Genomic DNA, 15372 nt, shown 5'->3' with positions numbered 1-15372 from the left:
TTTTGATGGATGATGACAATGAAAATATTTTATCTGGACAAAGTGAGGATGAACTAGAAAACTCGCTTGAGAAGTCATTACGGCCTCAAACGTTAGATGCATATATCGGCCAGACGAAAATTAAACATGAATTAGATGTCTATATTCAAGCTGCTAGTGGACGTGAAGAAGCGTTAGATCATGTACTCCTCTATGGGCCTCCAGGGCTTGGGAAAACAACGTTGGCAATGGTGATTGCCAATGAAATGAAAGTAAATATCCGGACAACGAGTGGGCCAGCAATCGAAAAGCCAGGTGACTTGGTGGCATTATTGAATGAATTAGAGCCGGGGGATGTCTTGTTTATTGATGAAATTCATCGGTTACCAAAAATTGTTGAAGAAATGCTTTATTCAGCCATGGAAGATTTTTTTGTTGATATTGTCGTAGGGCAAGGCCCAACAGCGCACCCAATTCATTTTCCATTACCTCCATTTACTTTAATTGGTGCTACCACACAGGCGGGTTCATTATCGGCGCCATTACGCGATCGTTTTGGAATTGTGGAACATATGGATTACTACACGATTGAAGAGTTGCAGCAAATTATTTTTAGATCATCCGAAATTTTTCAAATCACGATGGTCGCCAGTGGGGCGCACGAGTTAGCTTTACGCTCACGAGGGACTCCACGAATTGCCAATCGATTGTTGAAGCGAGTGAGAGATTTCGCTCAGGTCGAAAATCGTGATGATGTGGATCAAGAGATTGTTTCATATGCATTGGACTTACTGCGAGTTGATAATCGCGGTTTAGATGAAATTGATTTGAAACTGTTACGTACGATGATTGAGTTTTATCAAGGCGGCCCAGTAGGGCTAGGTACACTAGCAGCCAACATTGGTGAAGAACCCAATACAATTTCAGAAATGTATGAACCATATTTACTACAGATTGGCTTTATTAAACGAACACCGCGAGGAAGAATTGCTACTTCCCTGGCGTATAAACACTTAGGAATACCCGAAATTAAAGGAGAATAGCACTAATGTCAGATTTAACTGTTGATGATTTTGATTATGATTTACCACACGAATTAATTGCACAAACCCCAATTGAAAAAAGAGATACTTCTCGCTTACTTGTTTTGGATAGCAAAACCGGTGAGATGCAAGATCAACATTTTTATGATGTAATTGATCAATTAAATCCTGGGGATGCCGTTGTTATGAATAATTCGCGTGTCTTACCAGCACGAATTTATGGAATTAAAGCTGATACTGGTGCTCATGTGGAGGTTTTGTTGTTAAACAATACTGAGGGTGACACTTGGGAAACATTAGTTAAACCAGGTAAGAAAATTAAAATCGGGACAGTCTTAACTTTTGGAAACGGTGAATTAACTGCCACAGTTACTGAAGAACTTGATCACGGTGGTCGGATGATTGAATTTCACTATGAAGGAATCTTTTTAGAGGTTCTGGAAAAATTAGGTGAAATGCCATTACCACCTTATATTAAAGAAAAATTGGATGATCCAGATCGTTATCAAACCGTTTATGCTAAAGAAAATGGTTCAGCGGCAGCACCAACGGCAGGACTTCATTGGACAAAAGAATTATTGCAAAAGGTTGAAGATAAGGGTGTTAAACTTGTTTATTTAACTTTGCATGTGGGTCTTGGTACTTTTCGTCCAGTCGATGAAGAGAGAATTGAAGATCACGTGATGCATAGTGAATTTTATCGATTGGATGCAGAGTCTGCAAAGACGTTGAATGATGTTCGTGCCAATGGAGGTCGCATTATCGCGACTGGAACAACTTCAATCCGTACTCTTGAAACCATTGGCACAAAGTTTAATGGCAAATTACAAGCTGATTCTGGATGGACTGATATTTTTATTATGCCCGGTTATAAATGGACTGTCGTAGATGCCTTTATCACCAACTTCCATTTACCTAAATCAACTTTAGTGATGCTAGTGGCTGCGTTCACTGGTCGTGATAAGATTTTAAATGCTTATGAACATGCAATTAAGGAAAAATATCGTTTCTTCAGTTTTGGGGATGCAATGTTTGTCAAATAAACCGACAGCCTAAAACACATTGTTCCAAATTAAATGAATTATTTGTTATACTATTAACTGGAATTTACAGTTAAATGATGAAATGGAGATTTTATGGAACCCGCAATTAAGTACCGATTGATTCACCAAGATAAGCATACTGGAGCTCGAACTGGTGAAATCATCACTCCGCATGGCACATTCCCAACCCCAATGTTTATGCCAGTCGGGACACAAGCAACTGTTAAAAGTATTGCCCCCGAAGAACTGAATGAAATGGGTGCCGGCATTATCTTGGCAAATACGTATCATTTGTGGTTGCAACCAGGTGAAGATTTGGTCGAACAGGCTGGTGGCCTGCATAAATTTATGAATTGGGACAAAGGAATTTTGACCGATTCTGGTGGCTTTCAAGTGTTTTCACTTGCCAAGCATCGTGATATTGAAGAAGAAGGAGTTACATTTAAAGATCCTTCTAGTGGTCGGACAATGTTTTTGTCGCCTGAAAAAGCAATTCAAGTTGAAAATGCTTTAGGTCCAGATATTATGATGAGTTTTGATGAATGTCCCCCATATTTTGAGACCTACGACTACATTCAAAAGTCTGTGGAACGGACATCAAGATGGGCTGAAAGAGGATTAAAAGCCCATCAAAATCCATCCACGCAAGGATTATTCGGAATTGTGCAAGGAGCTGGGTTTAAAGCGCTGCGTCAACAAAGTGCTCGTGACTTGGTTTCGATGGACTTTCCAGGATACTCTGTTGGTGGGTTATCAGTTGGGGAATCCAAAGAAGAAATGAATCGCGTTTTGGAGTTCACAACTCCATTGTTACCTGAAAATAAACCACGTTATTTAATGGGTGTTGGGACAGCTGATTCCTTAATCGATGGCGTTATTCGTGGAATTGACATGTTTGATTGTGTGCTACCCACGCGAATCGCTAGAAATGGGACTTGTATGACATCACATGGACGGCTAGTTGTTAAAAACTCTCAATATGCCCGTGATTTTAATCCATTAGATGACAATTGTGATTGTTATGTTTGTCGTAATTACACCAGAGCTTATATTCGACACTTGATTCATGTCAATGAAACTTTTGGAATCAGATTAACGAGTTATCATAATTTGTATTTCTTAATTCATTTGATGGAAGATATGCGTGAGGCAATCAAAAACGATCAAGTACTAGAATTTCGTGAAATGGTTTTTGAACAATATGGGTTTAATGAAGAAAATGCACGTAACTTTTAGTAAATTGACTCGTGTTTTATAAGTTTTTTTGATACAGTAGAGATAGTAAAACTGAAAGGATGTTCAAATTAATGCAAAGTTACTCAGGAATTATCTTAATCGTTGTGATGGTAGCAGTAATGTACTTCTTAATGATCCGTCCACAACAAAAGCAACGTGCGCAACATCAAAATATGGTTAGTGCCCTTAAAAAAGGCGATAAAGTGATTACCATTGGTCGTCTTCATGGTGTGATTGATTCAGTTGATAACACTAACAAGACAGTTGTTTTAGATGTTGAAGGAATTTATTTAACATTTGATTTAGCTGCTGTTGCTAGTGTCGTTCCAGCTGACGCTCCAGCACCTGCTGCACCAGTTGTTAGTGAAACAGCTGAAACCGAAGAACCTGCTGATTCTAGTGAAGAACCTGCAAGTTCAGCTGAAGCAGTTGAAGAAACACCTGCTGAATCAGCAAGTGATGCTACTTCTGAAGAAGCAAAATAAATTACTAAATCACCACCTGATATAAGGGCTGAAATCGTTGATTTCACCCTTTTTTTGCGTCTTTAGACCTGGTTGAGCACGTCAAGTGTGCGAAACAAAAAACCACCTGCTATGCGGGTGGAGAGCAAATGGGTTATACAAAAATGCCCCCATCAGATTTAGAATGAATGTGTCGAAGCCAACATAAAAAATCGAAAGGGAGCATTAAATATGGCAAATAAACTTAATAGTCTTGCGCACACCAAATGGTATTGCAAGTACCATATCGCATTCACACCAAAGTATAGAAGAAAAATCATTTATAATCAATATCGGAAGGATCTACAAAACGATATTAGGCTGTTATGCCAGTACAAAGGTGTTGAAATAATTGAAAGACACATGATGCCAGATCATGTACACCTGTTGGTCAGTATTCCACCCAAATTAAGTGTTTCAAACTTTATGGGATACTTGAAGGGCAAAAGTGCGTTAATGATGTTTGACCAACATGCGAATTTAAAATATAAATTTGGAAACAGGCATTTCTGGTCAGAAGGATATTATGTTAGTACAGGTGGTTTGAATGAGGCAACCATAACAAAATATATTAGAGATCAAGAAAAACATGATCAAGCAGTAGATAAATTAAGTGTTAAAGAATATGAAGACCCTTTTAAGGGTTCCAGGTAAGTAATAACGTCGCCACTTAAAGTGGCGGTGAAAGTGACAAATGCATTCAATTGGCTTTGATGAAATAAAAAGCCAGCGCCTTGAGACGCTGGCAAGTACATAGGGCTTATAGCCCATGAACAAACCACCCGTTTTACGGGCGGTTATGATTTGTTTTTTGCTATAATCATTTTTAGAGGAAGAAACCATGACTGAGTTTATGCAACAACAACTCAATATTGATACTACACGAAAAATCATCCATATTGATATGGATGCTTTTTATGCTCAAATTGAAATGCGTGATCACCCTGAATGGCGGCAGCAACCATTGGTCATTGCTAAGGATCCACGTAAAACAGGTGGTCATGGCGTTGTTGCAACGGCTAATTATGCCGCCAGAAAGGCAGGTATTCATTCTGCCATGAGTGCGGCCAAAGCACTGGAATTAGAACCTAAGGCCGTCTTTAAAACTCCGGACTTTACTTTATATCGTCGCATTTCAGCTCAGGTACATGAAATTTTTCATCGTTATACTGATAAAGTGGAACCAATTGCCTTTGATGAAGCATATTTAGATGTTACTGAAAATAAGCAGGGTATCACCAATCCAGTTGATTTAGCCCATCGCCTTCAAGCTGAAATATTCGAAGAAACTAAATTAACCTGTTCAACAGGCATTTCATATAATAAATTTTTGGCCAAGTTGGCGTCTGAGTATCGAAAACCAGCGGGGGTAGCGGTGATTAATCCTGATGATGTGGAATTCTTTTTATTTAAATTACCAATTGAAGATTTTCGTGGGGTTGGGAAGAAGACAGTGCCTAAGATGCATGATATGGGGATTGATAATGGTGCTGATTTGTATGCTAGGTCGGAAGCGGAACTGATGGCCAAATTTGGCAAAATGGGTTACATTCTGTATCGGCGTGTACGAGGCGAAGATAACCGCCCAGTTGAGTATCAACGAGATCGTAAGTCAATTGGGAAGGAACGAACCTATACACAGTTAATTAATTCAGATGAGGGTGCGCAAGCTCAGCTCACTTACTTATCCGAATTAGTGGCAGAAGCGCTGCGCACTAACCAAAAACATGGTAAAACCGTGGTCCTTAAAATTAGATATCAGGATTTTTCAACGATAACCAAGCGGGAAACGCAAACTGAGTTTGTTGATAATACGCCAGAGGCAATATATTTTTTGGCAAATCAGATTTACGAAGACTTACCTAAAAATGATGATGCAATCAGATTGTTGGGAATTACAGTGACGAACCTATCCCCAGCTACATTTGAAAACATTACTTTGCCATTATTTAAACATTGATAAAACAACCTTTGAAACCAACATCAATAAACGGTATACTGGAGAATGGACTTTATCACGATGTCTCTTTAGAGAGAGGAATAAATTAATATGAATGTACAAGAAGAAATCTTAGAAAAAATTAAAAAATATCAAAAAATTATTATTCATCGGCATCAACGCCCCGACCCAGACGCAATTGGTTCTCAAACGGGATTAGCTGAAATCTTAAAAGTCTCATTTCCAACAAAAGAAATTTTCATGGTTGGAAAAAAGATTCCAGGGTTTGCTTGGATTGGCGAAATGGATGAAATTGATAATGAAGTATTTGATGATGCGTTGGTGATTGTCACTGATACTGCCAATGCTCCCAGAATTGATGATCGCCGGTTTGATCAGGGTGATATGTTAATTAAAATTGACCATCATCCAAATGATGAACCGTATGGCGATATCATGCTAGTGAAAACTGAAGCATCAAGTTGTTCAGAAATTATTTATGATTTTTATCATCATTTTAAAGATGAACTTACGTTACCTCAAAACGCGGCGCATGCTCTATTAGCTGGTATTATCGGAGATACAGGACGCTATCTTTATCCAGCAACAACGGCCCATACAATGAAAGTTGCAGCCGCTTTAATGGAACTAGGTGCTGATAACTCGAAGATTGGCCAACAAGAAAATGAAATGCCTTTGCCGGTAGCAAGATTATCGGCATACGTCTATGAGAACCTTGAAATTATGTCTCATGGGGCAGCGTATTTGATTTTAACCACCGAAATTTTGGATAAATTTGATTTAAAAGACTCTGGTACATCGGGAATCGTGCCTTTGCCAGGCCAAATTAGTGATGTTGTTTCTTGGGCAATTTTTGTTCAACAAGATGATAAGAGTTATCGAGTTCGCTTACGCTCAAAAGGTGAACCAATTAATGAAATTGCTAAACTTCATGATGGTGGTGGGCATCCATTAGCTAGTGGAGCCAAGGCTAAAGATGATGAAGAAGTGAAAGAAATTATTACACAATTAGACCAGTTAACAAAAGAAAATGAGGTATAACATGGCCGAAACATTTAAAAATTTTAATTTTCAATCGTATGTTTATGATGCGATTTCTGATTTAGGATTTAGGGAACCCACGCCGGTTCAAACTAAGGTAATTCCGCTTGTTAAGGCGGGTAAAAGTGTCATTGGACAATCTCAAACTGGTAGTGGTAAAACCCATGCCTTTTTATTGCCAATTTTCGATCAAATTGATGCAAGTTCGAACACAGTTCAAGTTGTCATCACAACTCCCAGTAGGGAATTAGCTTATCAAATTTATGATGCTGCTAAACAAATTGCAGGTTTTGGACCAGACAGTTTAATTGTGCACAACTATGTTGGTGGAACAGATAAAGCTCGTCAAATTGATCAATTGAAACGTCATCAACCACAAATTGTGATTGGCACCCCAGGAAGAATTTGGGATTTAATTTCAGCTCAATCACTAGATGTTCATACAGCTAAACAATTTGTCATCGATGAGGCAGATATGACTCTTGATATGGGATTCTTGGACCAAGTTGACAAAATCGCTGGTAGTTTACCTGCTGATTTACAAATGTTGGTGTTCTCCGCAACTATTCCAGAAAAATTACGTCCATTCTTGCGTAAGTACATGAATAATCCAGTCATTGAAGAAATACCGGTTACGTCAGTAATCAATCCTGATGTTGATAACTGGTTACTTTCAACTAAGGGTAAAAGTAAAAATGCATTAATTTACAAATTAATTACTATGGGTGACCCATATTTGGTGCTCATTTTTGCTAATACTAAAACACGAGTGGAAGAAATTCACGCCTATCTACAACAACAAAATTTAAAAGTTGCCATGATTCATGGTGACATTAAACCACGTGAACGAAAACGAGTGATGCGTCAAGTTCATAACTTGGAATTCCAATTTGTTGTGGCGACTGATTTGGCCGCCCGCGGGATTGATATTGAAGGAGTTTCCATGGTCATCAATGATGAAATTCCGACTGATTTAGATTTCTTTATTCATCGTGTTGGGCGAACCGGCCGTAAAGGGATGAACGGTACCGCTGTGACATTGTATGAACCAGGTGATGATAAGGCAGTTGTGGCACTTGAACAACTGGGTGTGAAGTTTAAAGATAAAGAAATCAAAAATGATGAAGTGGTTGATACTTATGACCGTTTACGCCGGACCAAGCGCAAGCCTCGTCAAGAAGAGTTAGATATTACCATGAAGGGTTACGTCAAGAAACAAAAGAAGACTGTTAAACCCGGTTACAAGAAAAAAATCAAGGGTGCAATTGCAGAACAAGCGATTCAAAAGCGTCGTATTGAACAACGTGCTGAATTCCGTCGAGCAAAAAAAGCAAAAAAGAATTCCTCCCGTTGATTTTTGGAAACTGCTCGACTATAATAAACACTGTTCTGGGACATATTTACCAGTTGAATTTTTAGAAACGTTTTGGGGCTGAGAAAAACGATGCAGACTGGTAAATGCTACCCAATAGGATGTGTAATTGAATAAATTGTATATCGGCTTTAACGATTAAGAGGTTAACGATTTCCATCGTTGCAATCAGAGTGGTACCGCGTCATAGACGTCTCTGAAAGCAATGGTGGATTTTTTATATAAAAAAGTTTAGGAGAATTTTTATGAGTGAATTAAAGCAATTATCAAGTAGTGAAGTACGACAAATGTTCCTCGATTTTTTTGCTCAACATGGCCATAAAATTGAACCAAGTGCATCATTAGTACCAGTGGACGACCCAACATTGTTATGGATTAACTCTGGCGTTGCAACAATGAAAAAGTATTTTGATGGATCAGTTGTCCCAGAAAATCCAAGATTAGTTAGTTCGCAAAAGAGTATTAGAACAAATGATATTGAAAATGTCGGAAAAACTGCTCGTCATCATACTTTATTTGAAATGCTCGGGAATTTTTCTGTTGGTGATTATTTTAAACAAGATGCCATTCCATGGGCGTGGGAATTATTAACCAGTCCTGATTGGTACGGTTTGGATCCAGAAAAATTATATATTACCGTGTATCCAAAAGACAAAGAAGCTCGCCAAGTTTGGGAAAAGATTGGCATTAAGCCAGATCACATTTTAGAAGATGAAGATAACTTTTGGGATATTGGTCGTGGACCTTCGGGACCTGATTCCGAAATCTTTTATGATCGTGGCCAAGAAATGAATAATTTGAGTGAAGATGATCCTGAGAGTTATCCCGGTGGTGAAAATGAACGCTATTTGGAAATTTGGAACATTGTCTTTTCACAATTTAACCATACGCCTGAAGACACTTTTGAACCATTACCACATAAAAATATTGATACGGGGATGGGACTAGAACGAGTAGTGTCAATTTTTCAACATGCTCGGACTAATTTCGAAACAGATTTATTTTTGCCATTAATCAAAGCCACTGAGAAGGTTAGTGACCATAAAGTTTATGGCAAAGCCAGTGCTGATGACGTTTCATTCAAAGTGATTGCTGATCATATCCGTGCAATTACCTTTGCCATTGGTGATAGCGCATTGCCATCTAACGTCGGCCGTGGTTATGTCATTCGCCGATTAATTCGACGGGCAGTCGTCAACGGTAAAAAATTGGGTATTAACGATGCATTCTTGTATCAACTTGTGCCAACGGTTGGTGAAATTATGCAAGCATACTATCCAGAAGTGTTAGCTAATGCGGACTATATTGCATCTGTAATTAAATCTGAAGAAGATCGATTTAATGCCACTTTAAATGACGGTCTAGATTTGTTAAATGCTACGATTGCTGACACTAAAGCTAATCATAGCGACAAAATTGATGGTGAAGCTGCCTTTAAGCTCTACGATACGTACGGTTTCCCAATTGAATTAACGCGTGAATATGCGGAAGATGAAGGATTACAAGTCGACGAAGACGGTTTTGATGCAGAAATGCACAAACAACAGAACCGAGCTCGTAACGCCCGCGGAAATACCAAATCAATGGGTGTTCAAAGTGATTTCTGGATTAGTGTCAAGGATGAAAGCGAGTATGTTGGATACGATAATTTGGTCGTGGATGATGCCAAAGCTATCATTGTTGCGCAAGACGAAACAGACGTTACTGAAGCTCAACCTAGTGAAAACGCGATTGAGATTATCTTTGACCGGACACCTTTCTACGCTGAAATGGGTGGTCAAGTTGCTGATACCGGGGCCATTATTAATAATTTAGGTGAAGAAGTTGGCCGAGTTACAGATGTTCAACATGCACCAAATGGTCAAAATTTACACACAGTTATTTTAAGTAAGCCATTGAAAAAGGGTGCACGCTACAAATTAGTCGTTGATCGTGCACGCCATTTGAAAATTGAAAAAAATCATACAGCCACACATTTGTTAGATCAAGCTTTACGCAATGTGTTAGGTGGACACACCCAACAGGCTGGTTCATTAGTTGAACAACATTATTTGCGCTTCGACTTCAATCATTTCGGATCTATTACTGAAGACGACTTGCAACAAGTTGAGCGAATGGTGAATGAACAAATTTGGCGAGAAATTGAGATTCAAACGGTTGAAACGGACTTAGAATCTGCCAAAGAAATGGGTGCCATCGCCTTGTTTAGTGAAAAATATGGTGATCGAGTACGCGTTGTTAAAATTGGCGATTTTAATACTGAATTTTGTGGCGGAGATCACGTTCGTAATACTAATGAAATTGGTATTTTTAAAATTGTTTCTGAGGCTGGTGTTGGTGCCGGTGTTCGTAGAATTGAAGCAGTTACTGCAGAGGATGCATACAAACTGTTACATGATCGAGAAACATTATTAAAACAGTCAGCTGAAGTTCTTAAGGTGCCACAAATCAAAGAATTGCCTCACAAGATTGAAGCTCTTCAGAGTGAATTAAAAGAAGTTCAACGTGTCAACGACAGTTTGCAAAGTAAATTAACTTCACAACAAGCTTCTGATGTTTTCGGAAACGTTCAATCAACTAACCAAGGTACTTTGGTTGCTGAACAAGTCCAAGTCAATGGCATGGATCAATTACGTCAATTAGCTGATACTTGGCGTAGTAAGGCAGTTTCAGATGTTTTGGTCTTAGCAGCAGTGGTCAATGATAAGGTTAATTTAATCGTTGGGGTAAGTGACGCAAAAGTTAAAGAAGGTCTGAAAGCAGGAGATATTATCAAAACAATTGCACCTGCAATTGGTGGTGGTGGCGGTGGTCGTCCGAACATGGCTCAAGCTGGTGGAAAAAATCCTGCTGGAATTGATACTGCTTTGTCTCAGGCAAAAGACTTTTTGAATTAGTTTTCAAAATGTAGTTTACATTAAAAATGCGTTACAGTACTTGTCATTGATTGTACTTTTGCATTGTGTTTAGTACTATTAAGACATAAACAAATTAATGTGGGGGTGGGTTTAATGGCAGTAGATAAAACAATGTTTTTTGATTTTGGAGATAGTAATCAAAAGAATGTTCACGAAACATTAAATACGGTTTACGAAGCACTTGAGGAAAAAGGTTATAATCCGATTAACCAGATAGTTGGGTATTTATTGTCTGGCGATCCGGCTTATATTCCCCGCTTGAACGATGCGCGTAATTTAATCAGAAAATTTGAACGTGATGAAATTATTGAAGAGCTAGTGCGCTCTTATTTAAAAACTAAAGGTGATGCTTAATGCGACTAATGGGATTAGATGTCGGTTCAAAAACCGTCGGAATTGCAGTGAGCGATCCATTAGGTTGGACAGCACAGGGTGTTGAAATTATTCCAATCAATGAAGATGAACAAATTTTTGGTATTGAACGAGTGAAAGAATTAGTCCAAGCCAAAAAAGTTGCTGGTTTTGTTGTGGGCTTACCAAAAAATATGAATAACAGCGAAGGCCCTAGAGTTGAAGCTGCTCGTAATTATGGTAAACTTCTGGAGGAGACTTTTAATCTTCCAGTGGATTTTCAAGACGAACGATTGACCACGGTTGAAGCCTCTAGAATGTTAGTGGAAGAAGCTGATACTTCTCGTGCAAAACAAAAGAAAGTTATTGATAAACTGGCGGCCAGTCTAATTTTACAAAATTACTTAGATGGCCATGGCAAACTACTACAAGAACTGTGAGGAAATAATAATGGCTGAAGAACATAATCACGACCATAACCACGAAGATGAAGATTTAATTACATTAGTAGATGATGATGGTAACGAAGAGCTTTATAAGGTTCTCTTTACATTCGATTCTGATGATTTTGGTAAATCATATATTCTTCTTTATCCATCAAGCGCTGAAAATGATGAAGAGGTTGACATTCAGGCTTATGCCTACAACCCAGATCAAAGCGAAGATTCAGAAGGCGATTTACAGCCTATCGAAGATGAAGCTGAATGGGAAATGGTTGAAGAAGTTTTGAATACATTTCTTGATGACGAAGGCAACTTCGACGCTTAAAATATCTGTACAAAGTAAATGTTGAACAACAAATAGGGACTGTGATACAAAACTAACGTTTTGTATCACAGTCCCTATTTGTTTAGTCTTGATCTGCAATTGCTTGCGCCTTTTGTGTATTAGCGAAGTGCAATTTAGCAAAGTCACCTAGCGGTTTACCTTGACGAATCAATTTAGCGGCAATTTGATCAACGGCATTTCCCGCCCCAATTGGTAGAGTAATGCCGGCACTAGCTGTTAAATCATCCATTGCTTCAAGCGAAATATAACGTGCGATGACTGAGGCAGCCGCTACTGCTAAATGAGCCTGTTCACCTTTAGTTTGAAAATAAACATTTTCCCTAACGATTTGCTGTCCTTTGAGATATCGGTAGTAAGTACTAGGTGCAACAAACTGGTCAATTAAGATAGCGTCAGGTTTGATTGGCTTAATTTTTTGCAAAACTTGTGTCAATGCTAAATTATGACACAGCGCTTTTAATTGACCCTGATTATATTTGGTTAACATCTCATTGTATTTGGCAGGCATAATATTGACCACGTGATAGGGCAAAAATTGAATTAATTGCTTGGCCATTTTAACGATTTCAGGATCGGTTAATTTTTTAGAATCTTGGATTCCAAGTTTACGCACCGTGGCTAAATTTTCTTTTGCGACAAAAACTGAGGCCACGGTGAGAGGGCCAAAATAGCTACCGGTGCCAACTTCGTCAGAACCAATGACCGACCAAGTATCAAAGCCTGCTGGTAAACTATTATTAACTGCCTTGGGAAAATCTTTTTTGGTGGCACTCGGTTGCTGGTCACTCCATTTAGATAGCTCAGAACCAATGTTAGTACCTTGAAACATTACTTTTCCTGAATTATAGCCGGTGATAATCGTTCCGCCAATTTTCACACGAAAAGCAGCTCCTGGTGGTGGCACTTGCTGTCCCTGGGCATAATGTGATTTCATTTTATTTAACGTGCTCATGGATACTTTAATTACTTCTTGCATACGTTCATCCCTAACTGATTTGTTAATTCAATTCTACCATATCAAGTGAAGTTCGTTGGTTAACAATTAGCCTAAATCAGTGTATACTTTGACGTTGTATTTATATGAAATGGGTGGAAATAACATGATGAATAATTTACCAAGATGGAAGAAAAACACATATGCAATCTGGGTGGGTAACTTTGCTACCGGGGCCGGTGCAAGTATGAGTCTACCATTTTTACCTTTGTTTATTTCTACCATGGGTAATTTTTCTCAATGGCAATTATCTTTGTATTCAGGAATTGCATTTTCGATTACGTTTTTAAGTCAGGCGATTGTATCACCACTCTGGGGTCGGTTAGCAGATCGAACGGGTCGAAAACCAATGTTACTGAGAGCAGCGATTGGAATGACCATTACCGCTACATTAACGGGGTTGTCGCCTAATGTTTGGATATTGATTTTGTTGAGATTGATTCAAGGCGCATTTTCCGGTTACATTAACAATGCTTACGCGCTAGTGGCTAGTGAAGTGCCCACTAATCAAAGTGGTAAAACCATGGGGATGCTGACAACAGGTAGTGTCGGTGGTCAATTGATTGGGCCAATTTTTGGTGGGATAATTGCTGATGCGTTTGGTTATCGAATTCCGTTTTTTATTTTCGGTTTCTTAATGTTTTTAGCGACCATCATTACGGTCTTTGGTGTCACTGAAAAATTCACACCAATTGATAGAAATAGTAAATTGGCTAAGCAAAGTGCATTTGCCGGGATTAAAAATATTCATATTGTGTGGGCAATGATTATTTCCTCGATGTTGATTCAAGCAGCAACCAATTCAATCAACCCCATCATTAGTTTGTTCGTGAAAGAATTACTGACAAGTCATAGTAACTTAGCCTTGATTAGTGGGATAGTCGCCGCATTACCCGGAATCGCCACGTTAATCGCAGCCCCTCGTTTAGGTGCTCTTGGTGACCATATTGGACCTCAAAAAGTGCTAGTGGCTGGATTAATTTTATCTGGTGCAGTCTTTTTACCAACATTCTTTGTAGGGACAGTCATGATGTTAGGTGTCTTTCGATTTCTTATTGGGATTGCCGATGCAGCGCTACTGCCAGTGACTCAAACCGTGATGAGTGTGAATACTCCTCACGAAGCAATTAGCCGAATTTTTAGTTATAATCAATCGTTTCAAGCGATTGGCTCGGTCCTAGGGCCAATGCTGGCTTCAATCGTGGCAGGGGTCTTAGATTATCGATATGTCTTTTTGATGGCCACTTTGTTAGTGATTATTAATTTAATTGTCGTACTATGGGCCTATCGAAAAGATGGGCTTAAGTAGCAAAATGACGCGGTTCATGCTAAAATATGTAAGTTAAAATGAAACGGGTGATGACATGAATAGAAGATATAAAATCAATTTAGATGGACAAGATTACACAATCAGTGGTCCGGGCGAGCCAGATTTAATTGTGGCCGCACAAAATTTAGTGAATGAACAAATTAATCATTTAAAAGAAGTTAATCCTAAGCTCGACGACGTCCAACGTGCCAATTTAGTGGCGTTTAATGCGGTAGCGGATCAAATTAAAATGCAAAAAGATTTAGATATTAGTAAGGACAATCAATGATACTTTCAATTGCAGTGTTGGTCATTTTAGTACTTAATTTTTCCATTGGCCGGAAACGCGGTTTGATTTATATGATATTACGAGCAATTAGTTTTGTTGTGGCCATTATAGCTGCCAAAGCAGTTGCTCAATTTGTGGGCACTCATTTAGCTGACCTATTTCCAGTGTTTGATGCAACGACAACTAATTCTGGTAGTGCTCTGAATAGTGGCAACGCCGATACATTTTTTTACAATGGAATTGCGTTTGTGATTGCTTTTTTAATTGTCATGAGAATCGTGCGCTGGTTGATTATGCGTTTAAATTTAGTCAGTAAAGTTCCAGTGATTCATCAAGTGAACGCATTGGCGGGCGGATTAATCAATTTATTGTTGAGTTATGTCGTAATTTTTATTTTGCTCACGGTGTTTCAGGTATTCCCCAATGAATGGTGGCAAGCTCAATTAAATACATCTGGCATGTGTCAGTGGATTATTAACGATACACCAATGTTGTCACAACAAGTTGTTTATTGGTTATCTGGTAGTTAAAAATAAAGGAAATAA

16 protein-coding genes are annotated in these 15372 nt (G+C 38.7%); 15 read left to right on the top strand and 1 reads right to left on the bottom strand.

The window, feature by feature from the left end; genetic code table 11:
• Positions 1-5: 5 nt before the first annotated feature.
• The 12 genes from ruvB (at position 6) to F0161_RS08190 (ending at position 12214) form a co-directional block, all read left to right on the top strand.
• A complete protein-coding gene (ruvB, locus tag F0161_RS08245; RefSeq protein WP_137601594.1) occupies positions 6-1022 on the top strand; it encodes a Holliday junction branch migration DNA helicase RuvB in 1017 nt (338 codons plus the stop codon).
• Between the two features lie 5 nt (positions 1023-1027).
• Entirely contained in the window at positions 1028-2065 is a 1038-nt protein-coding gene (gene queA, locus F0161_RS08240) for a tRNA preQ1(34) S-adenosylmethionine ribosyltransferase-isomerase QueA (protein ID WP_137601595.1), read from the top strand.
• Positions 2066-2158: 93 nt separating this feature from the next.
• Positions 2159-3301: a tRNA guanosine(34) transglycosylase Tgt gene (gene tgt / locus F0161_RS08235; protein ID WP_150204280.1), complete on the top strand. Its 1143-nt coding sequence runs from the start codon at positions 2159-2161 to the stop codon at positions 3299-3301.
• 71 nt (positions 3302-3372) lie between these two features.
• Positions 3373-3786: a preprotein translocase subunit YajC gene (gene yajC / locus F0161_RS08230; protein WP_137601597.1), complete on the top strand. Its 414-nt coding sequence runs from the start codon at positions 3373-3375 to the stop codon at positions 3784-3786.
• A gap of 210 nt (positions 3787-3996) precedes the next feature.
• A complete protein-coding gene (gene tnpA, locus F0161_RS08225) occupies positions 3997-4458 on the top strand; it encodes an IS200/IS605 family transposase (protein WP_150204279.1) in 462 nt (153 codons plus the stop codon).
• Between the two features lie 187 nt (positions 4459-4645).
• Entirely contained in the window at positions 4646-5764 is a 1119-nt protein-coding gene (dinB, locus tag F0161_RS08220; RefSeq protein ID WP_137602768.1) for a DNA polymerase IV, read from the top strand.
• 90 nt (positions 5765-5854) lie between these two features.
• A complete protein-coding gene (locus F0161_RS08215; RefSeq protein WP_137602769.1) occupies positions 5855-6805 on the top strand; it encodes a DHH family phosphoesterase in 951 nt (316 codons plus the stop codon).
• 1 nt (position 6806) lies between these two features.
• Entirely contained in the window at positions 6807-8159 is a 1353-nt protein-coding gene (locus F0161_RS08210; RefSeq protein WP_150204278.1) for a DEAD/DEAH box helicase, read from the top strand.
• A 263-nt stretch (positions 8160-8422) separates the two neighbouring features.
• A complete protein-coding gene (gene alaS / locus F0161_RS08205) occupies positions 8423-11074 on the top strand; it encodes an alanine--tRNA ligase (protein ID WP_150204277.1) in 2652 nt (883 codons plus the stop codon).
• Positions 11075-11188: 114 nt separating this feature from the next.
• Positions 11189-11449 carry an IreB family regulatory phosphoprotein gene (locus F0161_RS08200; RefSeq protein WP_137602772.1) on the top strand — a complete coding sequence of 87 codons (261 nt, stop codon included), beginning with the start codon at positions 11189-11191 and terminating at the stop codon, positions 11447-11449.
• Complete coding sequence (gene ruvX / locus F0161_RS08195; RefSeq protein ID WP_137602773.1) at positions 11449-11886, top strand: Holliday junction resolvase RuvX; 438 nt, start codon at positions 11449-11451, stop codon at positions 11884-11886. The genes F0161_RS08200 and ruvX overlap by 1 nt, the downstream gene beginning before the upstream one ends.
• Before the next feature lie 10 nt (positions 11887-11896).
• A complete protein-coding gene (locus F0161_RS08190; RefSeq protein WP_137602774.1) occupies positions 11897-12214 on the top strand; it encodes a DUF1292 domain-containing protein in 318 nt (105 codons plus the stop codon).
• A gap of 82 nt (positions 12215-12296) precedes the next feature.
• Here F0161_RS08190 and rnhC read toward each other — a convergent pair whose 3' ends face one another.
• Positions 12297-13211 (bottom strand): ribonuclease HIII, encoded by a 915-nt coding sequence (gene rnhC, locus F0161_RS08185; RefSeq protein WP_137602619.1) that lies wholly within the window; start codon positions 13209-13211, stop codon positions 12297-12299.
• A 94-nt stretch (positions 13212-13305) separates the two neighbouring features.
• Between rnhC and F0161_RS08180 the strand changes: the two genes are divergently transcribed.
• Genes F0161_RS08180 through F0161_RS08170 form a run of 3 tightly spaced genes read left to right on the top strand, consistent with a single transcriptional unit; the run spans position 13306 to position 15357 of the window.
• The gene (locus tag F0161_RS08180; protein ID WP_263862654.1) at positions 13306-14538 is read left to right on the top strand and encodes an MFS transporter; all 1233 of its coding nucleotides are present in this window, start codon (positions 13306-13308) and stop codon (positions 14536-14538) included.
• Positions 14539-14593: 55 nt separating this feature from the next.
• The gene (locus F0161_RS08175; RefSeq protein ID WP_137602618.1) at positions 14594-14827 is read left to right on the top strand and encodes a cell division protein ZapA; all 234 of its coding nucleotides are present in this window, start codon (positions 14594-14596) and stop codon (positions 14825-14827) included.
• The gene (locus F0161_RS08170) at positions 14824-15357 is read left to right on the top strand and encodes a CvpA family protein (RefSeq protein ID WP_150204276.1); all 534 of its coding nucleotides are present in this window, start codon (positions 14824-14826) and stop codon (positions 15355-15357) included. The genes F0161_RS08175 and F0161_RS08170 overlap by 4 nt, the downstream gene beginning before the upstream one ends.
• Positions 15358-15372 lie beyond the last annotated feature (15 nt).

Origin of the sequence: Paucilactobacillus nenjiangensis (genome assembly GCF_008632615.1) — a bacterium.
Classification (GTDB): domain Bacteria; phylum Bacillota; class Bacilli; order Lactobacillales; family Lactobacillaceae; genus Paucilactobacillus; species Paucilactobacillus nenjiangensis.
The sequence above is the reverse complement of the archived record's forward strand: the minus strand, read 5'-3'. Positions and strand labels throughout refer to the sequence as shown.